The organism is Ligilactobacillus sp. WC1T17, assembly GCA_900110005.1.
In the GTDB taxonomy this organism is placed as follows: domain Bacteria; phylum Bacillota; class Bacilli; order Lactobacillales; family Lactobacillaceae; genus Ligilactobacillus; species Ligilactobacillus ruminis_A.
The window spans coordinates 93,684-115,711 of the sequence record FOCC01000005.1; the positions used below are offsets into that span (position 1 = coordinate 93,684).

General features: G+C 40.7%; 21 protein-coding genes and 1 riboswitch. Of the genes, 5 read left to right on the plus strand and 16 right to left on the minus strand.

What is annotated here, in order from left to right; all coding sequences use genetic code 11:
* Positions 1–121: 121 nt before the first annotated feature.
* Together cdd and BMX26_RS04465 are read left to right on the plus strand one after the other, a co-directional pair.
* On the plus strand, positions 122–544 hold the full coding sequence (gene cdd / locus BMX26_RS04460; protein ID WP_075530259.1) for a cytidine deaminase: 423 nt from the start codon (positions 122–124) through the stop codon (positions 542–544).
* Positions 545–567: 23 nt separating this feature from the next.
* Entirely contained in the window at positions 568–1,482 is a 915-nt protein-coding gene (locus BMX26_RS04465; protein WP_075530260.1) for an alpha/beta hydrolase, read from the plus strand.
* Positions 1,483–1,565: 83 nt separating this feature from the next.
* Here the strand turns inward: BMX26_RS04465 and dltD are convergent, their stop codons facing one another.
* The 8 genes from dltD to BMX26_RS04505 form a co-directional block, all read right to left on the minus strand.
* Entirely contained in the window at positions 1,566–2,825 is a 1,260-nt protein-coding gene (gene dltD / locus BMX26_RS04470; RefSeq protein WP_075530261.1) for a D-alanyl-lipoteichoic acid biosynthesis protein DltD, read from the minus strand.
* Position 2,826: 1 nt separating this feature from the next.
* Positions 2,827–3,057: a D-alanine--poly(phosphoribitol) ligase subunit DltC gene (dltC, locus tag BMX26_RS04475; RefSeq protein WP_075530262.1), complete on the minus strand. Its 231-nt coding sequence runs from the start codon at positions 3,055–3,057 to the stop codon at positions 2,827–2,829.
* An 18-nt stretch (positions 3,058–3,075) separates the two neighbouring features.
* Positions 3,076–4,260 carry a D-alanyl-lipoteichoic acid biosynthesis protein DltB gene (gene dltB / locus BMX26_RS04480; RefSeq protein ID WP_075530263.1) on the minus strand — a complete coding sequence of 395 codons (1,185 nt, stop codon included), beginning with the start codon at positions 4,258–4,260 and terminating at the stop codon, positions 3,076–3,078.
* The gene (gene dltA, locus BMX26_RS04485) at positions 4,253–5,776 is read right to left on the minus strand and encodes a D-alanine--poly(phosphoribitol) ligase subunit DltA (RefSeq protein WP_075530264.1); all 1,524 of its coding nucleotides are present in this window, start codon (positions 5,774–5,776) and stop codon (positions 4,253–4,255) included. The genes dltB and dltA overlap by 8 nt, the downstream gene beginning before the upstream one ends.
* A 12-nt stretch (positions 5,777–5,788) precedes the next feature.
* The gene (locus tag BMX26_RS04490) at positions 5,789–5,929 is read right to left on the minus strand and encodes a teichoic acid D-Ala incorporation-associated protein DltX (protein ID WP_075530265.1); all 141 of its coding nucleotides are present in this window, start codon (positions 5,927–5,929) and stop codon (positions 5,789–5,791) included.
* A 135-nt stretch (positions 5,930–6,064) separates the two neighbouring features.
* Complete coding sequence (locus tag BMX26_RS04495; RefSeq protein WP_075530266.1) at positions 6,065–6,721, minus strand: hypothetical protein; 657 nt, start codon at positions 6,719–6,721, stop codon at positions 6,065–6,067.
* Entirely contained in the window at positions 6,718–8,091 is a 1,374-nt protein-coding gene (locus BMX26_RS04500; RefSeq protein ID WP_075530267.1) for an ATP-binding cassette domain-containing protein, read from the minus strand. Before BMX26_RS04500 ends, BMX26_RS04495 begins: the two co-directional genes overlap by 4 nt.
* A complete protein-coding gene (locus BMX26_RS04505; RefSeq protein WP_075530268.1) occupies positions 8,084–8,650 on the minus strand; it encodes an ECF transporter S component in 567 nt (188 codons plus the stop codon). Before BMX26_RS04505 ends, BMX26_RS04500 begins: the two co-directional genes overlap by 8 nt.
* Positions 8,651–8,672: 22 nt before the next feature.
* Positions 8,673–8,762: riboswitch (TPP riboswitch) on the minus strand.
* Positions 8,763–8,902: 140 nt separating this feature from the next.
* Between BMX26_RS04505 and pepF the strand changes: the two genes are divergently transcribed.
* Positions 8,903–10,708: an oligoendopeptidase F gene (gene pepF / locus BMX26_RS04510; RefSeq protein ID WP_075530269.1), complete on the plus strand. Its 1,806-nt coding sequence runs from the start codon at positions 8,903–8,905 to the stop codon at positions 10,706–10,708.
* An 82-nt stretch (positions 10,709–10,790) separates the two neighbouring features.
* Here the strand turns inward: pepF and BMX26_RS04515 are convergent, their stop codons facing one another.
* The 5 genes from BMX26_RS04515 to galE form a co-directional block, all read right to left on the minus strand.
* Positions 10,791–11,477 (minus strand): 2,3-diphosphoglycerate-dependent phosphoglycerate mutase, encoded by a 687-nt coding sequence (locus BMX26_RS04515; RefSeq protein WP_075530270.1) that lies wholly within the window; start codon positions 11,475–11,477, stop codon positions 10,791–10,793.
* Between the two features lie 76 nt (positions 11,478–11,553).
* Complete coding sequence (locus BMX26_RS04520; protein ID WP_075530271.1) at positions 11,554–12,750, minus strand: MalY/PatB family protein; 1,197 nt, start codon at positions 12,748–12,750, stop codon at positions 11,554–11,556.
* 1 nt (position 12,751) lies between these two features.
* The gene (locus BMX26_RS04525) at positions 12,752–13,798 is read right to left on the minus strand and encodes an AI-2E family transporter (protein WP_075530272.1); all 1,047 of its coding nucleotides are present in this window, start codon (positions 13,796–13,798) and stop codon (positions 12,752–12,754) included.
* 83 nt (positions 13,799–13,881) lie between these two features.
* Positions 13,882–14,919, minus strand: a complete 1,038-nt coding sequence (locus BMX26_RS04530) for an aldose epimerase family protein (RefSeq protein ID WP_075530273.1) — start codon at positions 14,917–14,919, stop codon at positions 13,882–13,884.
* Positions 14,920–15,071: 152 nt separating this feature from the next.
* Positions 15,072–16,067 carry a UDP-glucose 4-epimerase GalE gene (gene galE / locus BMX26_RS04535; protein ID WP_075530274.1) on the minus strand — a complete coding sequence of 332 codons (996 nt, stop codon included), beginning with the start codon at positions 16,065–16,067 and terminating at the stop codon, positions 15,072–15,074.
* A gap of 222 nt (positions 16,068–16,289) precedes the next feature.
* Between galE and BMX26_RS04540 the strand changes: the two genes are divergently transcribed.
* Both BMX26_RS04540 and BMX26_RS04545 read left to right on the plus strand, forming a co-directional pair.
* Entirely contained in the window at positions 16,290–17,015 is a 726-nt protein-coding gene (locus tag BMX26_RS04540) for a GntR family transcriptional regulator (protein WP_075530275.1), read from the plus strand.
* Positions 17,016–17,141: 126 nt separating this feature from the next.
* Positions 17,142–19,511: a phosphoketolase gene (locus tag BMX26_RS04545; RefSeq protein WP_075530276.1), complete on the plus strand. Its 2,370-nt coding sequence runs from the start codon at positions 17,142–17,144 to the stop codon at positions 19,509–19,511.
* A gap of 124 nt (positions 19,512–19,635) precedes the next feature.
* On the opposite strand, the gene BMX26_RS04550 is transcribed toward BMX26_RS04545, so the two are convergent.
* The 3 genes from BMX26_RS04550 to BMX26_RS04555 form a co-directional block, all read right to left on the minus strand.
* The gene (locus BMX26_RS04550; protein ID WP_143454859.1) at positions 19,636–19,827 is read right to left on the minus strand and encodes a hypothetical protein; all 192 of its coding nucleotides are present in this window, start codon (positions 19,825–19,827) and stop codon (positions 19,636–19,638) included.
* A gap of 247 nt (positions 19,828–20,074) precedes the next feature.
* Complete coding sequence (locus BMX26_RS09600; RefSeq protein ID WP_180366054.1) at positions 20,075–20,224, minus strand: hypothetical protein; 150 nt, start codon at positions 20,222–20,224, stop codon at positions 20,075–20,077.
* Positions 20,225–20,393: 169 nt separating this feature from the next.
* Positions 20,394–22,019 (minus strand): putative polysaccharide biosynthesis protein, encoded by a 1,626-nt coding sequence (locus BMX26_RS04555; protein WP_075530278.1) that lies wholly within the window; start codon positions 22,017–22,019, stop codon positions 20,394–20,396.
* Between the last annotated feature and the right edge of the window lie 9 nt (positions 22,020–22,028).

Consider the following 22,028-nt stretch of genomic DNA (forward strand, 5'->3'; position numbering starts at 1 on the left):
TAAATTCATTCTACCAAGAACTGCCAGGCTTTAACAAGCAAAAAGACCGCAAATTCATATTTACACCGTGCAAAGCTGCATGTTATAACAAAAATAAGGTATCGCAAAGGAGGAAACATTTATGAATGATCTTGAACAAAAACTTTTTGACTTAGCCGTCGCACATTTAAAAGATGCTTATGCTCCCTATTCTAAATTTCATGTAGGAGCTGCTTTGATGACCGCATCCGGCAAAATTATCCTCGGTGTCAACATTGAAAATTCTTCTTACGGGGCTACCAATTGCGCCGAAAGAACCGCCCTTTTTTCCTGGGTTAACCAAGGCTTAACAAACGATCCTATCAAATGCCTTTTAATCACCGGCAACACCGACCGGCCTATCTCGCCTTGCGGTATTTGCCGCCAAGTCATGACTGAATTCATGGCTCCTGACACCCCTGTCATCTTAACCAATGTTAAAGGTGATTTTATCAGATCAACCGTTGACCGTCTGATTCCTTATCATTTCACCGAAGACGATTTAGCTGCCGGAACCAATAAATAATTTTTCAGAAAGAAGCCTGCTCAATGCACTATGAAATTAAAGCTTATAACTATGATAACTTCCCCGATTTTAGTGACCAAGTAGCCGGTGCGGTTGAAATAACCGCTACCGGTGAAGAAGTTGGGCTTGAATACCAGCCTGATGTCACTTTTATGACGGAAAATAAGACCGCTCTAAAGCTTCAAGTTATTAAACCAACGATTTTCAACCGTCCTAAGCAACTGTTTCCGGGTATTTTATTTATCCAAGGCAGCCACTGGGCTACCCAAGATATTTACCACAACGTGGCTAAATTAGGCCGCTTAGCCCAAAAAGGCTATGTCATTTTCCTAATGCAGTATCGCGATTATGAACACGGATTTCATTTTCCAGCCCCGATCATTGATGCCAAAAATGCCCTGCGTTATCTAACATTGCACGCCAATGAATTCAGCCTTGATGCTAATAACTTTATTGTAATGGGCGACTCTTCTGGCGGGCAAGTGGCCTGCATGACGGGGATGACCATTAACACAACTTTATTTGACCATCCTGTATACCAAACATCCATCAAAGTCAAAGGGATTATCGACCTTTACGGTGCGGTTGATTTAACTTTAGCTGATGGCTTTCCTACCACTTTTGACCACCAAACTAAAACCAGTCCTGAAGGGCGCTTTATGGGATTTGATATCAATGACAACTTGGAAGAAACACAAAAAGCTTGTCCTAAATACTATGCAGAATATGCTTTTAGCCCCATCTTAATTGCCCACGGCACCAAAGATTTTACGGTATCCTGCCAAGAAAGCGTCGACTTGTACCAGGCTTTGAAGCAAGCCAACAAAGATGCAGCATTATACCTACTGCGTGGCGCCACGCATGGCCATAACGCTTTTTGGTCCAAACAAATGATTGATGTTTACGATCAATTCATCAAACATTGTTTACGGTCATAACCACTTATGCAAAGTTAAGCACTTCACTCTTAGAAGTTTTAGGATATTTGCAAAAAGCCCCTTGGTTAACCAAGGGGCTTTATTTATTTTAATTGTTCAATTTGCTTACCTGACAAATTTTGCCATTTTTGACTATAGAAGTAAGCGTGCAAATGGTACTTAGGTACTTGATAAGTTTGCGCCATAAAGGGTTTGACCTGTTGATCCAAAGCCAGCCAGCCGCGCCAGCCTAAATGAATGGTATCTTGCATATAATATTTTTGATAATTCGTCGACAAATCGCAAATATTATTAAACCCTTGTGTTTTTAATTGGTAAGTAATCTTTTGGTTAAACCGCTGGAGCATTGCAGCCGACAACCCCGTATAGGCCATCCATTTAGCATTCACCGGCGGAATAACAAATAACACCTGCATCTTGTTTTGCTTGAATTGCTGCAAAACCAACTCAAAATCGGCAAATTCAACGGATTGCGTATAATCAAAAGCCGCTTGTTTTCCCTTTAGTCTTTGATAGTTATCCTTGAGCTTCTTATTCCAAAAAGTGTGCGACACTTCAAAAGGATTGCCCGAAGTATGTTTTTGGCCTAAGGTCTTAGCCGTTTGATCTAATGAAGCTAAATTATACTTATCCGGTAGTAAAGCTGTCTTTTTTTGGATTAATTTAGTTCGGTTTTTAATCTTCAAATTGGAAAACATCACATCTTCATGTGTTAATTCGTGCTTTTTATAAATCAGATAATTTTTAGTCGCCCAATCCAGTTTTTGCCCTTTAGCCTTGGCCTCAAGCGCTTTTTTCAGCCACTGATCAGAAATATCTGTCAGTGAAAGCACCCGTTTAGCTGCATAACGGGTAGCCGGCGCATCTTTAGTTTGCAAAATGAAATCGACGACTTGCAAGTTGGAATAATAGTAGCCAAAAGCATTTTTATCACATCCTTGTTTCACAAACCACTGTGGCGAAATAATAAAGACAGCCTTTTTGCCCTGCAGACTTGCGTTAGCCGGTTGCATCGAAAAATAATGCGACAACGACTGGGTCCCAGCTGTTCCCAGCAAAAAAGGCTGGTAAGGCCGGTGATATTTGGCTGCTAAAATAGACGGATGCAGCGGATCAAAGCGTGATAATTCAGAGGAACCGAAAAAAGGGACATATTGGCCGCTAAAAGCCTGCTGCTTAAGCGCTCCGCCTTTAAAAACATTTGCTGCCTGCGAAGAGGCTGCCTGCTGTAACGTCTTTTTTGAATATTTAATTTTAGTCAAGAAAGGTGAGCCCAAAAAAAGCAGCAGCAGCATGCCTGCACACAAAGCCGGCCCAAAAATTAACCATAATTTCTTTTTCATCTTAACTTAAACGCTCAACTTGCTTAATAATCTTGTTAGGTGTATCCCAAGCACTGCGGTCAAATTCTGAAACAGGCACTTCAATCCCACATTGGCTTTGCAATTCTAATAGCAACTGTACCGTTGCCATTGAATCTAAAAGTCCGGTTTCAAATAAGTTGAGGTCGAGATTATTTCTGACTTCATCACTTGCCGTTAAATCTTCTAAAATATCTAAAATTGTTGTTTGCATAATTTTTTATCTCCTAATTTAAAAAAATAATTTATCTAAAAAGCCTGAAAAAATTAAAAATGACAGGCACACAGTATTAAAAGTTATGACCACACCCAAGGCTTTGGTCGCCTTATTATGCGGCAGGCGGTGCTTTTTCTTAAACCTAAGCCACATATCGCAAATGATAATCGCTAAAGCATGATACAAACCATACACAATATAATACCAAGTCAAACCATGCCAAAAACCCATGATTAAAAAGAGAACCAAATATCCCACTTGTGAAATTAAGATCCGGTCTTGGAGCAGCTTATTTTTCATGACAAAAAAAACAAAGCGCATATAAATATAATCTCTAAACCAAAATGATAAAGACATGTGCCAACGATTCCAAAATTCTTTGATATTAGGCGCTAAAAAAGGCTTATTGAAGTTAATCGGCGTCTTAACTCCCATAAAATAGCTGATACCGACCGCAAATAAACTATAACCGGCAAAATCAAAGAACAAATCCATAGCATAAACATACATATATAGCACCAGCCACCAGGAAAATCCACCATGAGCTAAGGCTAAATGCCCAACTTGCGGCAGCCAAACCGTGCCGAAAAGATAAGCCAAAATAAATTTATATAAAAAACCTAAAAAGATGTTGTGTACGCCTTTTTCCAGCATTTCCAAATACTCATCTTTTGAAACCACGGTTTGATAATCGCTTAAAAACCGCCGGTAACGATCAATTGGTCCTGACGAAATCGTGGGGAAAAATAAAATGAAGTGCACCAATTCAAAGAATTTAAGCTCCTTAATCGCACCATCCCGAATTTCCATTACAATCCCGACAACCTTAAATGTTAAATAACTGATCCCCAAAAAGCCTAATAATGAAGCCTTGCCAAAGATAAAAGGTGTCAATTTAACCATGACCAGCGGTGCTATGGCCAAAGCGACCGCAGCCGTAAATATCCAGCCCGAATTATGCTTTTGCCGGTAATGCAGATAAAGGTATAACAAAGCGACTTCAAAAATAACATAGGCGACTAAAGCCAAACCCTGATGGTATTTTTCAGCACCAAAAGTAAGCAGTAAGAAAGCCAAAGATAAGCCCGTTTCATATAAACGCCAGCGCTTACCTCTTAAAAGGCCAATCATCAGCGGAATTAGTCCGCCTATCAGCCACACAAAATAAGTTGGATTTTGATAAGGCTGCAGATTAGGCATCCCCGTTGACCTCCTTTAAGAGGAGTTTACGGTTAACCTTGCCATTTGGCGTCAAAGGCAATTCATCAACATACACAAAACGGTTAGGCATCATGTAAGGCATCATCACAGCTTTCAACTCCTGCTTAATAGCTTGGGTTAATTGAAAATTACTGGTAAAATGATGGTTTTCAGCTTTGACATAAGCAATTAATTGGCTGACCTTATGATTTTGATCATATTTTGGTACAGCAGCGGCTTTATTCACAAAACTAACCCGGCTTAAGCATTGATCAACATCTTCTAATTCAATGCGGTAACCATGCAGTTTGATCTGAAAATCTTTGCGTCCGGCATATAGCAGTTGTCCTTTAGCATCAAAGCGGCCTAAATCACCGGTTTTATAAGCTGGGCGTCCTTGGTAGGTTAAAAAGGTCTGTCTGGTTTTAAGCGGATTATTTAAATATCCCTTGGAAACACCGCCGCCGACAATCACAATTTCACCTGTCTGCCCTAAAGCAACGTCCTTTCCATCATCATCTAACAAGACTATCTGCGCATCATCTTTGCAAATGCCGATTGGCAAGCGGGGATAGGCGTCTAAAATATCTTGGGTAATTTCAACTTGAGTTACGGCTACGGTTGCTTCCGTAGGGCCGTAGGTATTGTAGATTTTAGCGCTGGGAAAGCGGGTTTTTAATTTTTGCGCCGTCGCATGCGTTAATTCTTCGCCGCAAAACAGAAAATAGTTTAAATCAGGCAGCTTTTGCGCATTAAAATCTGGATTTATGAGGCAAATATCGGCAAATGACGGTGTCGAAACCCACGTATTAAGTTTTAACTGCGGCAGCCAGCTGAAGAGGTCTTTAAAATTAGCCGTCACATCTTTAGGTAAAACCGCTAATTTACCACCGTTAACCAAGGTTGGATAAAGATCCATTACTGAAAGGTCAAAGGAATAAGGCGCCTGTGACAGGCTAGTTTGACTGAAAGCCTTGGGGAAAGTCTGATTCATCCACGTGATAAAACTTAATAAGTTATCATGGCTGATTTGGACCCCTTTAGGCTGGCCGGTGGTTCCGGAAGTAAAGATGATATAAAAAATATCTTGATTGCTGACATAAGTACTGACATCTGCCACCGCTTTAGTATTATTCATTTGTGCCTTTAAAGCTGCTTGTTCCATAACCAAAAGATCAAGGTCTATTTCAGGCAGCGTTTCTAAAGCTAAACAAGCGGCCGGCTTGGCAATTTCAGCAATAACCTTCAGCCGGTCCAAAGATGAGTTGACATCAACCGGAATATAAGCGTGGCCGGCTTTGACAACTGCTAAAAAAGTCACCAGCACATCAAATTTTTGTCCTCCATAAACAATCACCGGACCTTCTTTAGGTAAGGTCTGCTTTAAATAATTGCTTAACGCATCAGATTTAGTTTTTAATTCCTGATAAGTATGGGTGCTTCCAAGATAGTCGTAGCAAATGCGGTCTGGATAGGTTTTTGCCACCTGATCAATTTGTTCAATAATATTTTGCATTTTCTCTTCTCCTTAGAATTCGTTGTAGATGAAATGAGGCTGATTAATCCCGCTATAGCTGTATAAGTACAGCAAGGCAAATAAAATTCCAAAATAAAAAATGGTTTTTAAAATAAAACTGAGATAAATATTATCCTTTAAATGTTTCATCATTTTCCTCCTAATCAACACTACATCCATCATTTTAGGGGACAATTCTTAATAGAATCTGAAATCTTCCGCTAAAATCACTAAAAAAGAGTTAAGCTCTCAAGATAAAATAAAAAAGCCTGCTTTATCAGCAGGTTTTTACCATAAATTCAAAAAATTACTTCCTATTAGTAAAAGAAAAATAAGTCCAGCCAAGAGCCACTGCCTTTTAGGCAGATAATCGTATTGAACATGCGTCCGCACATTTAAAGCATCAAATCCCTGAGCTGTCGTAGCTTGGGCCAAGTCATCAGCCAGACTTAGCGCATAAACAATAATTTTGACATAGAGTTTAGGATTTAAGACACTGGCCGATTTATGCTTCAGCAAAAAAGCATAGCGGATTCGGCGCCATTCCGCTCGAATATGACCAGCCATATTTAACGCTGCCAGCAAGCCGTACATAAAATGTTCCGGTAAATGCAAATGATCCCTTAAATTAGCTAAAATTTTTTCCAGCGTATACGGCAGCAGTAAAATCAAAGCCAAAAAAAGATACGCTTCCGCCCGACTAGCATAAATCAAAGCTGCATGCCAGTTATCCTGACGGGCATACAAATACTGCGACCAGCCGGTTCCCAAAACAAGCGGAGCTGACCATAGCAGTGCAAGCATAATTTTCTTAAGCGCCGCTTTTTTTAGGCTTAAAAAAACGATACAGCCCAAAATAATACTTAAGTTAACCCAAACACTTTTTTCAAACGCTAAATCTAAGCCAAAAGTACACATTATCACAAAAATTACCGCTGGATTCATCGTCTCACCTCAACTAGCTGCTTATTTTGCAAGCGTAATTCATAAGCAATATATCCATTTAATAGATAACGCTGGTGTGACACCATTAAGCATTCTAAATTTAAATCCTTAACTGTTTGCGCTAAATTTTCCAGTACCACCGCATAAGATCGATAATCAAGCCCAGCTAACGGCTCATCCAACAGCAAAACAGGCGGAGCCAGTACCAGCAGCAGTAGCAGCTGCAGCTTTTTTTGCTGGCCACCTGACAGTTGGTAAACTGATTGCTTTAACACACCCGTTAAATTTAGTTTCCGGGTTAACTGGTCCACTTGAGCTTTGGTCCAATAGTCAGGATGTTGGCTGTTTTTCTGGGCCAGCGCAATTTCATCTTGCACCAAGATTTCGGTAAATTGCTCTTCAGCCTGTTGAAAACCTAATCCCACGATTTGTGCCCATTTTTTCAGCTTCCTTTTACGGGCAACCCGTCCGTCATAATAAATGTTTCCCTGGTAAGCGTTAAGTTGGCTCAAAGCCGCTAGTAGAGTGGACTTCCCGCTGCCATTTGGTCCTGATAATAAACCAATTTGGCCTTTAGCCAGGCTAAAAGAAGCCTCTAAAAGCAGCACTTGGCTGGGATTTTTTACACTGAGGCATTCTGCTTTAAATTTAGACACAGCTTTTTGAGGCAGTGTAAAGTTTTCCACAGGTGGATAACTTTTTAAATGAGTTGTCTTTAATCCCGTGGAAGTAAATTCATAAACAAAGTCCGCCAGGCCCTGGTAGCCATTTTGATCATGATCGCAAATCACAAAGCTTATTTTTTGCTTCTTTAAATCCTTAATCAATTCCAATAGTTCTGCCCGACTTTTGGCATCAATATTTGCGAAGGGTTCATCCAATAAAATTAACGAACTTCTTTGACAATAAATTTGCGCTAACGCAACTTTTTGCTGCTCTCCTCCAGATAAGGTCTGGACGGGCTGGTGTCTTTTTTTTTGTAAATTAAACTTCACCAGCGCTTCTTCTAAGCGACTCCAAATGACGTCTGGTGCCAGCTGCAGATTTTCTAAGCCAAACAGCAGCTGGTCTTCGACTGTCTTCATGGCAAAACTGCGGCTAGGATTTTGCATCAAATAGCCTATTTGGGCCGCCAATTCATTTTTAGGCACTCTATCAAGCGCTTGATGTTCCAATAAAACTTCACCTGTAAGCGTCCCGCCATAGGTTGGCAGAAGGCCACACATAATTTTCAGCAGGGTCGTTTTGCCTGAACCACTCTTTCCAGTAATCAGCGTCACTCCAGCCTGGACTTGGTATGAAAAATTCTCTAAAAGAAATGACCCTTGCCGATAAGCAAAGGTCACCTGATTCAACGTTAAATTAATCACGGGTTAAAATACCTGCTCTTTCCACAAGTTTGTCGATAAAATAGACTAACACCCCAGCAAAAAGCGTAATTGATACCACCCGAATTGCAAATAATACCATCAAAGTACTCAAACTATATTCGATGTAGCCGGATTGGAATAAATCCCACAAAAAAGTGATGATACTTTCAAATATGACCATGCTGGCCAAACTTCTAATCCCATAATCGCGGTAACCTGTTGAAGCAAAGCCCAATTCAGAGCCTACACCTTGAATAAGGCCTGACAACAAATTGGCCGCACCCCAGCTGGAAAAAAGCACCATTTCAACCGTGGCAGCTAATAATTCACCTACCACTGAAGCGCCTTTTTTATGCAGCAACATACTAGCCAGTGGTCCGGCCATCAGCCAAACCCCTAAAGTAGCATCATTTGCAAAAACTTTGAGCGGGGTTGCCGCTAACGCGTAATAGACAAAACTCCACAATTGATAAATAATGCCAAAGAAAATCCCGATTAAAGCAATAAAAATGACATCTTTCAGCGACCAAAGCGACCGCTTTTTTTGATCAATCTGCATAAAATAACCCCCTCTATCTACTCGGGGGACTATGACTAAACTCCCTGCGCTAGCATTACCTAGATCAGGTCAATGGGTCTTTCTCAGCCATGTGGCACCCCAGTAGTTTACGCCTTCATTATAACAACTTTTGCTATTTTTGTAAAAAAAATACGACCTTTTTTTAAATATTTTTCTACGTGGTCATTAAACTTTCTATAATTATTTTCTCATGGTATACTAGTCTAAATTAAACCTAAAGGAGGCCTTTTTGTGTCATTACCAAAAAGAAAAGACGTTGACCAAAATTTAACCTGGGATGTGACCGCCATCTATCCTGATGATGCAGCCTTTTATGCTGATTTAACCACAGCCCAAAACTTAGCTTTGGACTTTGTCAAAAACTACCAGGGCAAGTTAACCGACGCCAAAACCATTGTTCAAAGTTTTAAACCCTTGGAAGTAATTTTAACAAAATTATCCTGGTTAGATCATTATGCTTTCTTGCAACAAGCCAGCGATATGACCGATGAGCATTTCAACCAGCTTTTGCGAGACGTTTCCGCTGCAAGTGCTAAAATCGAAGCTGACTTAACCTTTTTCAATAATGAAGTTATGCAAAATGACACCAAAGTTTTAGATGAAGTTCAAGCTTTGGCACCAGCCTACGCTAACTTGACCCGTCACTGGAAAAAAGACAAAAAACATCTATTAAGTCCCAAAGTTGAAAAGGCTTTGGCCTCTTTATCTCCGGTCTTAAATGGTCAAGAAGGCCTTTATACCACTGCCAGAGCAGCTGATTTTTCCATGGAAGACTTTGAAATTGACGGCAAAAAGTATCCTATGTCATTTGTCCTTTACGAAAATACTTACCAATATCATAAAGATCCGCGGGTAAGACATACGGCTCACAAGATTTTTTCCAACGTCTTGCGCCAACATCAAAATACCATTGCAGCCAACTACTATAATCATGTCTTAAAAGAAAAAACTATTGCTACCATGCGCGGCTTTGATTCTGTCATTGACTACCTTTTAAGCTCACAAGAAGTTACCCGTGACATGTTTGACCGCCAAATTGACCTGATTATCAATGAATTAGGTCCTATTATGCAAAAGTATATGAAGCTGATTCAAAAAGAACGCGGCCTTGATAAGATGGTCTATTCTGACTTGCAAATCGACTTAGATCCTGATTTTGCTTTGGAAATTAACTTAAAAGATGCGCCCCAATATGTTAAAGGCGCCCTGGCACCGCTGGGTGAAGACTATTATGCAGCTATCAAAAATGCCTTCAAAGATCGCTGGATTGACTTCCCCGTTAATGCCGGCAAAGAATCAGGCGGTTTTGAAACCACGCCTTATGGCTTGCATCCTTATATTTTAATGTCTTGGACTGGTGTTTTGCCTGACATCTACACCTTAGTGCATGAATTGGGTCACGCTGGCAACTTCATCTCCATCAACAAACACAATCCGATTTTAGCCGGTGAACCATCACTTTACCTGATTGAATCACCATCGACATTCAATGAACTGTTGATGACTCATTATTTGGAAAAGCAAAGCTCTGATCCACGTAAACTGCGCTTTGCTTACACAACCATGATGACCAATACTTATTTCCACAACTTCATCACCCACCTCTTAGAAGCTGCTTTCCAGCGTGAGGTTTACAAATTGATCGATGCCGGTCAAGGCTTTGATGGACAAAAATTGACTGAAATCAAGATGTCCGTCCAAAAGAAATTCTGGGGCGATGCTGTGGACATCGATGAAGATGCCGGTCTCACCTGGATGCGTCAAAGCCACTACTACATGGGGCTTTACTCTTATTCTTATTCAGCTGGTTTAACCATCTCCACTCAAGCCTACCTGCGCTTCTTAAAAGAAGGCCAGCCGGAAATTGACCGCTGGTTGGAATATATTTCCTTAGGCGATCAAAAGACGCCACTGGAAGCTGCTAAAGTTGCCGGCGTTGATGTCTCCTCAGCCGAACCATTGAAGAATACGATTGCCTTTTTAGGTGAAACAGTCGATAAGATTTGCGCTTTGACCGCTGAACTTAACCAAAAATAAAGAAAGGCAGGATTTAAATCCTGCCTTTTTAAAAAGGCAAAAAGCCGCTGTAACAGCGGCTTTTTTTACATCAAAATTAAGCTTAAAGCTTTTCTTTTGAAACGATGTTGAGCTTGGAATCCAAGTCGTAAACAACTGGTTGACCAGTAGCCATTTCAACATTCATGATGTCTTCATCAGAGATGTTTTCGATGTACTTAGTCAAAGCGCGAAGTGAGTTACCGTGTGCAGCCACGATAACGTTCTTGCCAGCCAACAAGTCTGGAGCGATGTGATCTTCCCAGAATGGAATAACACGTTCCAAAGTAACTTTCAAGTTTTCACCACCAGGAACGATGCGTGGGTCAAGGTTTGCGTAACGACGATCGTTTGCTGCAGAACCTTCATCATCAGCACTCAAAAGTGGAGGCAATACATCGTATGAACGACGCCAGATGTGAACTTGTTCATCACCGAATTTTTCAGCTGCTTCAGCCTTGTTTTGACCTTGTAAAGCACCGTAGTGACGTTCGTTAAGACGCCATGTCTTTGTTTCAGGAATCCAAAGTTGGCCTGATTCTTCAAGCGCAAAGTGGAGAGTCTTGATGGCACGTGTCAAGACAGAAGTGTAGGCTTGGTCGAATTCGATACCAGCTTCTTTAAGCTTACGACCAGCTTCCTTAGCTTCTTCTTCACCTTTTTCGCTCAAGTTAACGTCAACCCAGCCAGTGAACAAGTTCTTCAAGTTCCATTCACTTTGACCGTGACGGATAAATACTAATTTTGACATTTAGCACAAACCTCTTTCTTAGAATTATGATACAAACATATTTTACACTGAAACACCAAAAATTGGTAGCTTTTAGCTAAAAATTACTGTGATTTTCATCAATTGCACAAATTAACGCTGAAATAGCTTCTTTTACATAGCGCGGTTCAGTCGCCAAATTAAGCCGAATATGTCCCGCACCGCCATTTCCAAACCAAGCACCAAAGTCAACGGCCAAATGCGCTTTTTGCTGCACAACCTGCTTTAATTTGGCTTCAGGGACCACTTTCTTTAGGTTAACCCATAGCAAATAAGTTCCTTCTAAAGGCGCAATTTCAATTTCAGGATAAGCTTCAAGCAAATGCTCTCTTACATATTGTTCATTAGCTTTAACAACTTCAAGCAAGCCGTCCAACCATTCTTGCCCGTAATGGTAGGCTGCCTCAGCTGCCACCTTGCCCAGCAAACTTCCTTGGGGCAAAGCTTGCCGTAAAACAAATTGGTCATATTTGCGTCTAATTTGCGGATTAGGAATAATTACATGACTTACCAATAGGCTAGACATATTGAAGGTTTTTGATGGTGAATCTAAAACAACTAAATTATCCCGGTATAAGCCGTCTTTGATGGATAAAGCCGATACAAAAGGTCTTTGGCCCACAATTAAATCATGATGGATTTCGTCACAAATCACGCGGACGTGCTTTTCTTGGCATAAAGCAAAAACTGCTTCCAGCTCACTTTCAGACCAAACTCGGCCCACTGGATTATGCGGACTGCATAAAATTAAGACCTTAACCGCTTTTGATTCCATCTTTTGCGCCATATCATCCAAATCAATCGTGTAGTTTTCGTGGTCATTTTTTAAAGCTGTCACTACCAACTGCCGCCGGTTATTTTTAATCACATTGGCAAAAGGATAATAAACCGGCTGCATAATCATCACACTGTCGTCTGGTTCGGTTAAGACCTGCAGCATGTTCACGATGGATTGCACTACACCAGTTCCAAACCGCATCCAGTCTTGATGCAGTTCGATTTGATACCGGTCTTTTTGCCATTTAAAATAAGCGTCATAATAGCTTTTTGGTGTTAGCGAATAGCCAAAAGCACCGTGTTCAATGCGGTTTAAAAGAGCTTTTTTAGCTGCTTTTGGAAGTGCAAATTCGGTATCGGCAATCCACAGAGGAATTAGGTCGCTTTGACCAAATTCAGCTTCCATTCCATCCCATTTAATCGCATCCGTGTGATGACGGTCAACGTTATATTCTTGAAGAAAAGTATATTTATCCATGTTAATCCTGCTTTCTTAGCTTTTTAAAGTCAACTTTTTTGGTATGCACCGGTTTTACCCCTAAAACATCCAGCATAAAGGTGAAGACTGGGATTCCGACAATTAGTCCCCATATACCAAATAGTTTTTCTGCAATAAATAATACAACAAAAGTGTAAAAAATAGGAAGTTCGGTCCGGCTAGACATTAATTTAGGGTTCAAAACATATGATTCCAAAGTGTGTACCACAAGCAAAATCAGCACAATATAGAAAATATAGTTGAGCCCACCTACAGTATAGCCGATAAAGCATAAAGGAACCGCCGAGATAATCACCCCTGCTACCGGAATCAAGCTTAAAACAAAAATCATCAAGCCTAAACTAAAGAGCTGCGGCATCTTTAAAAAGGCCAGACAAACGGTGGTAATTAAAGTGTTGGCAATGGCAATCATAAATTGAGCTTCCATGACTACCCCAAAAGTATTTACAAAAATCTTGGCAAAATAATAAATATCGCTGAAAATCCAAGCAAAAGGCCCTTTTAAAAAGCTCTTGGAAAAGTCAAACATCTGCTTTTCTTCAATAGTGAAGAAAAAGCTCAAAAGCAGCGATATAAATAAGGTCATCCCCATCGAGCCAATGCTGGAAACATACTGGAGGATTAAGGAAAAGCCGCTTTTTACCTGTTTGGCAATATCTAATTGGCCGAGATATTTACTGATTAATTCCATCACTTCATTGGCATCTTTGGATGGATGCTGGTAGAAATTCAAAACCGATGTCACCATTGATTCCGACTGCACCACTAACTTGGGCAGATAAATCGTTACAGCTAAATACAACAGCCCGATAATGGCTAAATAAACTGTCACTACAATGACTTTCGAAGGAATTTTTACATACTTGTGGACAAAATTAATCAGCCTGGTCACCAAAAAAGTAAAGATAAAAGTCAGCAATATAACACTGATAATACTTTTAGCCAAATAAAGTACTCCAATAATACCTAATAAGACCACAAACCGCCTTAACCGCGTATTTTGCAAAAATTTATCCCATAAACTCATAATTTTCTCCTTACATTTAATATTTTCATTTTACACCCAAAAAGGGGCGGTTAAAATCTTTAACCGCCCCTTTTAGCTAAAATTTATTTGATTTTATTGTATGAATATTGAATGCGGTAAGTCTTCTTGCCATATTTAGGTAAAACAATATCACCGAAGTTTTCTTGGTTGATAGCATCCGGCAGCATTTGCGCTTCCAAAGCAACCCCTTCGCCAGGATGAGCTTCTTTGCCATGATCTCTAGTAAAGTGGATCGGCGCATCAATACCCGGCATCGTGTACATTACCAAACCATTACGATCTGAATCAATTGTAATTTCCCGTCCGCTTTCTTCATCGCGTAAAATCGCTACCGGTTTAGTGCCTTGGCCCGGTTCATTAACCACAAAAGCTGTATCAAAGCCGTGATTTGCCTGATCGGCCTTTGCAAGATTGGTAAAATCACGAAAATCGCACGGTGTATCAGTGACGTCGCACACGCGGCCGGTTGGAATATTTTTATCATCCAAGTCTAAGTAGCCTTCACTGTTAATCTTCAACGATAAAGTACTTAAATCGCTATGATCGCTTGGATTGAAATAAACGTGCATTGTTGGATTAAAGAGACTGTCTTCATTATCGCCTAAAGCACTGTAAGCAATCGTTACTTTGTTGTTATTGGTCAAAGTGTAAATGATGGTTGCAATAATGTTACCAGGGAAGCCGTCCATTTCTTGGGTAATGTTCTTTTGGAAAATGGCGCTGACACTATTTTTATTTTGCGATGTTGAATAGTTCCAGTTCCAAGATGAAAAGCCATGGTCGCCTCCATGCAAGGTGTTTCCATTTTCGTTAGCTGGCAGACTAAACTGTTTACCGTCCAGCTGGTAATGTGCATTAGCTATCCGGCCAGCCACACGTCCGATTGACTTGCAGACATTTTGCGCATTACTGTAGTATTCTTTAGTATTATCGAAGCTCAGCAAAAGATTTTTCTTACCTTCTCCTGCTGGCACCAGAAATTCTTGCCACAAAGCACCCATCGTTAAGCAGGAAATTTCAACACCATTGTCATTTTTCAAAGTAATTTTAGTAACTGTATGCCCATCATATTTATCAAGTACTTTTTTTACGATTTCCATGATTGTTCCTCCACTATCCTTTATGATTACTCTTTTATTTTAACGCATCCGGTTGCAAAATAAAAGCGCTTGCAGTAAATAAATTAAAATTTTTAAATTAAAAAAGTCCTGCAACATTGCAGGACTTAAATTATGCTAAGTGTGTGCTTAGCTTAACGATCATTATATCCATTTGGATGAGATGAATGCCATGCCCACGCTGTTTCGATAATTTTATGAATATCATCAAATTGTGGTTTCCAGCCTAAGATTTCCCGAGCTTTATCAGAGCAGGCAATCAAAGAGTCAGGATCGCCGCCACGTCTTGGTGCCATTTCAGCTGGGATTTCCTTGCCTGTAACATCGCGGGCAGCCTTGACGATTTCAAGGTTGGAGAAGCCGGTTGAAGACCCAAGGTTGAAGGCATTTGATTCATGGCCTTGACGCAAGTAGTCAACAGCTAAAATATGTGCATCCGCTAAATCAAATGGGTGAACATAGTCACGGACATTAGTGCCATCTGGCGTATTATAGTCATTACCAAAGATTTGCAATTTTTCGCGTTGGCCTTGAGCCACTTGCAAAACGATTGGCAATAAGTGGGTTTCAGGATGGTGATCTTCACCGATAGAGCCGTCTGGCTTAGCCCCGGCAACGTTGAAGTAGCGCAAAGCTACAAACTTCATCCCGTAGGCTTCATCAGCCCAGCGCATGATTTTTTCCATCATCAGCTTGCTTTCGCCGTAAGGATTGATTGGGTTTTGCGGATCAGTTTCTTTGATAGGCATTGTTTCAGGAATCCCATAAGTAGCTGCCGTTGATGAGAAGACAATATACTTCACGTCAAATTCGCGCATTACTTCCAGTAATTTAACCATGCCGGCTGTGTTGTTATCAAAATATTTCAACGGATTCTTCATCGATTCAGCCACCAAAGAAAAGGCTGCAAAGTGAATTACTGCATCAACATCTGGGTTTTCCTTGAAGACTTTGCGCATAAAGTCTTGATCGGACAAATCGCCTTGATAAAACTTAGCTTCTTTTCTAACGGCTTGCCGGTGGCCAGTAACTAAACTGTCAACGACAACAACATCTTGGCCTTGTTCAACTAAACGATCAACGGTATGGGATCCAATGTATCCGGCACCGCCTAATACTAATACTGCCATCTTTTTTCCTCCAAAGTATCTGATATTTTCAATTATATTTTACTACATAAAAGGATAAATGTAACTAAAATTTACTAAAAATATTTATTTTTTGCTATTTTAAAACAACAGTTTCCCTTTTATTTTAATTAAAATTGCTTCAAATAGCAATCAGTCTTTGCTTGCCTTGCTTTGCCGGTTGTGCTTAAATGAAAACAGACACTTTAAAAAAGGAGGCATTTGATGGCGCCCGTTTATAAAGAAATTATCACTGACCTCAAAAAAAGAATCTTTGCCGGTGAATTTTTGCAGATGAAACTGCCTGATGAACGAACTTTGGCCCAAAGTTATCAAGTCAGCCGCTCATCTATTAAAAGAGCTTTAAGCAAGATGGCACACGACGGCATCATCTTCAAAAAACGCGGTTCCGGCACCTTTATTAACCCGCTGTATCTCAAAAATGAGTCGGTTTTCAACTACGAAGCCGGCAGTAATTTAGGCGTGACCGATAATTTTAACATGAACGGCCACAAACCGGCAGTCAGGGTCTTGGATTTTACGGTCAAAAAAGCCACCCCTGAATTACAAAGGGACCTCTTTTTAAGCCCCGATGATTTTGTTTACCAAATCGTCCGCTTGCGTCTCTTTGATGACCAGCCCTTTATGATTGAAACCGGCTTTATTCCAATTAAATTAGCGCCTGAACTATCGCAAAAAATCATCGAAGGCTCTTTGTTCAACTACATGCAAACCCAAAAAGGTCAAGCCGTCACGAAATCATTCATGTCTATTTTTGCAGAACCTTCAACCAAAAAAGACCAAGAGTTGCTGGGTTTATCTAGTACCGAACCGGTCGGGGTGATGGAAGGCATCTTCTTTTTAGATAATGGCACGCCGTTTGAATTTTCCAGCATGCGGTTCCATTACCGCTATATGAAATTTAATACTTTTGTCACAGTCAATCATTAAGCGCCCTTTAAGGCGTTTTTTTAGGCCAGCTTTTTGAATTGGTACGTTCCAATTGTTTTATTAATTGACTCCAAATAAAAAAATGATAGAATAAAGATATCAAATCAACCGTAAAGGAGCTTTATTATGGCAACAGATTATTCATCCAAAGAATATTTCCAAAAACTTGATGCCTACTGGCGGGCAGCCGATTACATCTCGGTAGGTCAACTTTATTTAAAAGACAATCCCTTATTAAGAAGAGACCTTAAAGCTTCCGACCTTAAAGCTAAGCCCATCGGCCACTGGGGCACAATTGCCGGTCAAAACTTTATCTACGCTCATTTAAACCGGGTCATTAACAAGTATGATTTAAACATGTTTTACATTGAAGGACCTGGTCACGGTGGTCAAGTTATGGTCTCCAACTCTTATCTTGACGGCAGTTATTCGGAAATCTACCCTGAAATCAGCCAAGATGAAGCCGGCATGAAGAAACTCTTCAAACGCTTCTCCTTCCCAGGCGGGGTTGCTTCCCACGCTGCACCAGAAACCCCGGGTTCCATTCATGAAGGCGGTGAATTAGGCTATTCTATTTCCCACGCCACAGGTGCTATCTTGGATAATCCTGATTTAATCGCTGCCGTCGTCGTTGGTGATGGCGAAGCTGAAACCGGTCCTTTAGCGACTTCTTGGCAATCAAACAAATTCATCAACCCGATTCACGATGGTGCTATCTTGCCAATTCTTGATTTAAACGGCTTCAAGATTTCCAACCCAACCATTTTATCTAGGGAACCAAATGAAACACTGCTGAAGTATTTTGAAGGCTTAGGCTGGCATCCAATCCTAGTTGAAGGCAACAATCCCCAATTGCTGCATCCTCAAATGGCTCAAGCTATGGATCAAGCTATTGAAGAAATCAAAGCTATTCAAACCACTGCCCGTCAAAATAACGATGATTCGCTGCCAACATGGCCAATGATTATCTTCCGGGCTCCTAAAGGCTGGACCGGTCCTAAGATGTGGGACAATAAGCCAATTGAAGGCTCATTTAGAGCCCACCAAATTCCTATCCCCGTAGACCAAGACCATATGGAACATGCCGACCAATTAACAGCTTGGTTAAAGAGCTACCGTCCTGAAGAATTATTCGACCAAGATGGCAAATTAAAGGCTGATATTGCTGCTATCCTGCCTCAAGGCTCCAAACGTATGGCAGCTAATCCGCATACTAACCCCGGCAGCTTAATTAAAGATTTAATCTTGCCTGACTTTAGAGATTTTGCCCTGGATAACACGGAACACGGCAAAGTCGAAGCCCAAGACATGACCGTTTTAGGCAAATACTTGCAAGCCGTCATGGCTCAAAATGAAAAGAACCATAACTTCCGCATTTTTGGACCTGATGAAACCATGTCCAACCGGTTAGCACCAATTTTTGAAAGCTCAAAACGTCAATGGATGCAAGCCATTAAAGAACCAAATGATGAATTTTTGGCACATTCAGGCCGCATCATTGATTCCCAGTTATCTGAACACCAAGATGAAGGCTTCCTTGAAGGTTATGTTTTAACAGGTCGCCATGGCTTCTTTGCTTCTTATGAAGCCTTCTTAAGAGTTGTTGATTCAATGCTGACCCAACACTTTAAGTGGCTCAGAAAGGCCAAAGAACAACCTTGGCGCAGTGAAATCCCTTCACTGAATATTGTTTCAACTTCAACTGTCTTCCAACAAGACCATAACGGCTACACCCACCAAGATCCTGGTATCTTAGGCCATTTAGCTGATAAAAAGCCTGAATTTATTCGCGAATACTTGCCGGCTGACGCCAACTCCCTGTTAGCTGTCTTCGATAAAGTCTTAAATGACCGTGAAAAAATCAACTTGATTGTATCTTCTAAGCATCCGCGTCCCCAATTCTACACAGCTAGTGAAGCTAAAGAATTAGTCGATAAGGGCTTAAAGATTATTGATTGGGCTTCGACCGATTATCAAAGCGAACCTGACGTGGTCATCGCGGCTTGCGGAACTGAACCAAACCTTGAATCTTTAGCCGCTATCTCTATCTTGCATGACTTATTGCCTGATTTGAAGATTCGCTTTATCAATGTCTTAGACATCTTGAAACTTCGGTCACCAAAACTTAATCCTCGCGGCTTAAGCGACGCTGAATTCGATGCCTACTTCACCAAAGATAAGCCAATCTTATTTGCCTTCCACGGCTATGAAGGCTTAATCCGTGACCTCTTCTTTGACCGTCACAATCATAACGTCATGATTCATGGCTACCGCGAAAATGGTGATATTACCACTCCATTTGACATGCGGGTCTTAAATCAAATGGACCGCTTTGACCTGGTCAAAGATATTGTCTTGCATCTGCCAGATTACGATAAATATGGGCAAATTGCCGCTCAAATGGACAGCATCATTGCTAAACACAAGCAATTCATTCGTGACGAAGGCCGTGACCTGCCTGAAGTTGAAAACTGGCACTGGCAGCCTTTAAAATAAGCTAAAAAAGCACAGCTAATAGCTGTGCTTTTTTTTAAGCGGTAATTTCCGTTTGTTGTTTTAACCGGCTTAAATCTTTCCGGTAGTCTGCAATTTCATCCAGGAAACTGCGGTGCGTTTGCTGTTACAAAAACGAAATATCATCGGTTTGCCCATAATAATCCTTTGGCAGCGTCTTCAATTGTTTAAACAGCTGCTCAATACTATCACTGCCAGCAGCTTTAGCCCATTTTTCCAAAAAAGCAGTTAGATTGGCTTGATAACTGCCTTGCGCTGCTTCAGACTGATTATCTTTCAGCTTAACTTGACTTGCCACCTGCATTCTTTGCTGCAAATCAGGTGAATAAAATGCTCAATGCAAATCATAGTCCTTTTTTCCCACAGCGAGTACTTGGCTGCCATCATGATAAAAAGTTGTGGCCACATTAAGATACTGACTATATTGCTCAAAAACTTGGTCAAATTTTGCTTGATTGTCTTTTGAAATAAAGGTCTGCTCAATTTCTTTACCTGCTTTAATCGCTGAAAAATAAGCCAGACGTGCGTTTGCATGCGACAGCGTATTAGGGATTAAGATTGCTGGTATTCATAACCACATCATCTAAAGTGTGAGAAATTTCGTTAAGCAAGTTTTCAGCCTGATTCTTGCTGGTATCATCCAAATGCTCAAAAGCCCCTGCTTTTTCCAATTCTTGGTTGAGTTTCTTCCCCAATTCCCCAAAGTAGCATCAACATCATTATAATCATAACTTGCTACTGCTTGAAAAATATGGCTTTTACTACTGAAAGCCGCTAACTCAAAAAGCTAGACCATTCAAAATAAAATAACAGCTTTAAAAAAAGTCCAACCCCCTTACCAGGCTTGGACTTTTTTGTTAACTCTTATTCAAAATGTTTGCCATGAGCTGGCTTTTGTACGGGAATCTTCACATTAAAACCAAAAATAGCTTTCAATAAACCACTCTTATTAAGCAAAAACAGGTATAGTAACATGAAACTTCCGCCCAACAGCGCTGCATAGATGAAGGCTGAAATTTTGCTTTGCGGGATAAAGACCAGCTTAATTGCCGTGTTAACCAGCCAAGCCGGTCCTAAAACTAAAGCATTGATAACTAGAATTTTCCACACATTACGCATTTTAATCCGGCTTAAATAATGCCGTTTGAGATAGCCGTATGAAATGACCGTCATGCTGGCAAAAGTCAAAGTCGTCGCTAAAATGGTCCCATAAGCACCGAATAAGTATGTCAAAGGCACTTGCAAGGCCAATTTTAAAATGATACCTAAAATCAATTGATGTACCACATAGTGGTGGTTGCCTAAAGATTGGATGACTGTAAAGAAATCCGTAAAGGTGGCCATAAAAACACTGCAAACCAAAGCAAAAGCCATCAAATGAGCCGCTGTTTGATCAAAAGGAAAGAAAATCCCATTGACTTCCCAAGCTAAAATAGCTAATATACCGGCACTTGGTAACAAAGCTACCAGCATTAACTCGATATTTTGTGCAATCGTCGCGCCGATTTGCCGCTGATCATTTTTCTTAGCCAAAGTGGCCAAAAGCGGCAGTGATGATTCCGACACGGCAATGGTCAAAGAAATAACCACCGTCGTAATTTTATTAGGGTTGGCTGAAAAATAGGTATACAAGTTTTGCGCCGTCAATTCAGCCATCCCGGTTAAATCAACCATGATACTTTTAAAAGTCAATTGGTCGATAAATTGGAAGATGGTAACAGCTGACCCTACAAAGATAAAAGGCAAAGCTTCTTTGACGATATTAATAAAAATCGGCGCCACCTTTAAATTGTCGGCAGGCAGACTTTCTTGATAAAGTGTTCTAAAATAGGGCATTTTTTTCAGCGTATAACTGAACAAGTATAAATAACAAGCAATCGCACCGATGAAAGTGGCAAAAGTACTATAATTGACAGCCTTCACATAGCCTTGGTGAAAGACATTCATAATCATAAACGTTGCCAACAAAATAAAAATCACTCGCGCAAACTGCTCCCACAACTGGGAAACCCCAAAAGGATGCATATCAGAATTACCTTGATAAAAACCACGAATCAAACTCATCGGTGGAATAATAATCAAAGTCGGCACCATCACCCGGATAGCGGTTGTTGCTACCTTAGTTGACACAACCGCACTTTGCGCCGCAATCATAGGGGCAAAAAGATAGAGCAAAAAGCCGCAAACCAGCCCTGTGCCAATCATAAATAAAAGGCCGTATTTAAAAACCCGCAGACTGTTTTTAAACTTATTTTGCCCATTGTATTCAGCCACCTGCCGCGCTATCGCCGTGGGAAAACCTGCCACACCCAGCGATAAAAAGAGGGCATATGGGGTGTAGGCCGTATTAAAAATGGCCTGAGCTGCATTTTGGTGGGATGGGCTTCCCATCATCAATAACCAGGGAATCAAGTAGATAATCCCTAAAACACGGGAAAAGATGCTGCCAAACATCATCCAAAAAGTTCCTGATAGTAATTTGTTTTTCATTCTTATGTT

What these genes read in the sequence shown, in the direction of transcription:
- BMX26_RS04555 (WP_075530278.1), bottom strand. Translation starts at nt 22,019, where the DNA reads ATGAAAAACAAATTACTATCAGGAACTTTTTGGATGATGTTTGGCAGC.
- dltA (WP_075530264.1), bottom strand. Translation starts at nt 5,776, where the DNA reads ATGCAAAATATTATTGAACAAATTGATCAGGTGGCAAAAACCTATCCA.
- BMX26_RS04545 (WP_075530276.1), top strand. Translation starts at nt 17,142, where the DNA reads ATGGCAACAGATTATTCATCCAAAGAATATTTCCAAAAACTTGATGCC.
- dltD (WP_075530261.1), bottom strand. Translation starts at nt 2,825, where the DNA reads ATGAAAAAGAAATTATGGTTAATTTTTGGGCCGGCTTTGTGTGCAGGC.
- BMX26_RS04520 (WP_075530271.1), bottom strand. Translation starts at nt 12,750, where the DNA reads ATGGATAAATATACTTTTCTTCAAGAATATAACGTTGACCGTCATCAC.
- BMX26_RS04490 (WP_075530265.1), bottom strand. Translation starts at nt 5,929, where the DNA reads ATGATGAAACATTTAAAGGATAATATTTATCTCAGTTTTATTTTAAAA.
- dltC (WP_075530262.1), bottom strand. Translation starts at nt 3,057, where the DNA reads ATGCAAACAACAATTTTAGATATTTTAGAAGATTTAACGGCAAGTGAT.
- dltB (WP_075530263.1), bottom strand. Translation starts at nt 4,260, where the DNA reads ATGCCTAATCTGCAGCCTTATCAAAATCCAACTTATTTTGTGTGGCTG.
- BMX26_RS04525 (WP_075530272.1), bottom strand. Translation starts at nt 13,798, where the DNA reads ATGAGTTTATGGGATAAATTTTTGCAAAATACGCGGTTAAGGCGGTTT.
- BMX26_RS04505 (WP_075530268.1), bottom strand. Translation starts at nt 8,650, where the DNA reads ATGCAGATTGATCAAAAAAAGCGGTCGCTTTGGTCGCTGAAAGATGTC.
- cdd (WP_075530259.1), top strand. Translation starts at nt 122, where the DNA reads ATGAATGATCTTGAACAAAAACTTTTTGACTTAGCCGTCGCACATTTA.
- galE (WP_075530274.1), bottom strand. Translation starts at nt 16,067, where the DNA reads ATGGCAGTATTAGTATTAGGCGGTGCCGGATACATTGGATCCCATACC.
- BMX26_RS04495 (WP_075530266.1), bottom strand. Translation starts at nt 6,721, where the DNA reads ATGAATCCAGCGGTAATTTTTGTGATAATGTGTACTTTTGGCTTAGAT.
- BMX26_RS04515 (WP_075530270.1), bottom strand. Translation starts at nt 11,477, where the DNA reads ATGTCAAAATTAGTATTTATCCGTCACGGTCAAAGTGAATGGAACTTG.
- BMX26_RS04540 (WP_075530275.1), top strand. Translation starts at nt 16,290, where the DNA reads ATGGCGCCCGTTTATAAAGAAATTATCACTGACCTCAAAAAAAGAATC.
- BMX26_RS04530 (WP_075530273.1), bottom strand. Translation starts at nt 14,919, where the DNA reads ATGGAAATCGTAAAAAAAGTACTTGATAAATATGATGGGCATACAGTT.
- BMX26_RS04465 (WP_075530260.1), top strand. Translation starts at nt 568, where the DNA reads ATGCACTATGAAATTAAAGCTTATAACTATGATAACTTCCCCGATTTT.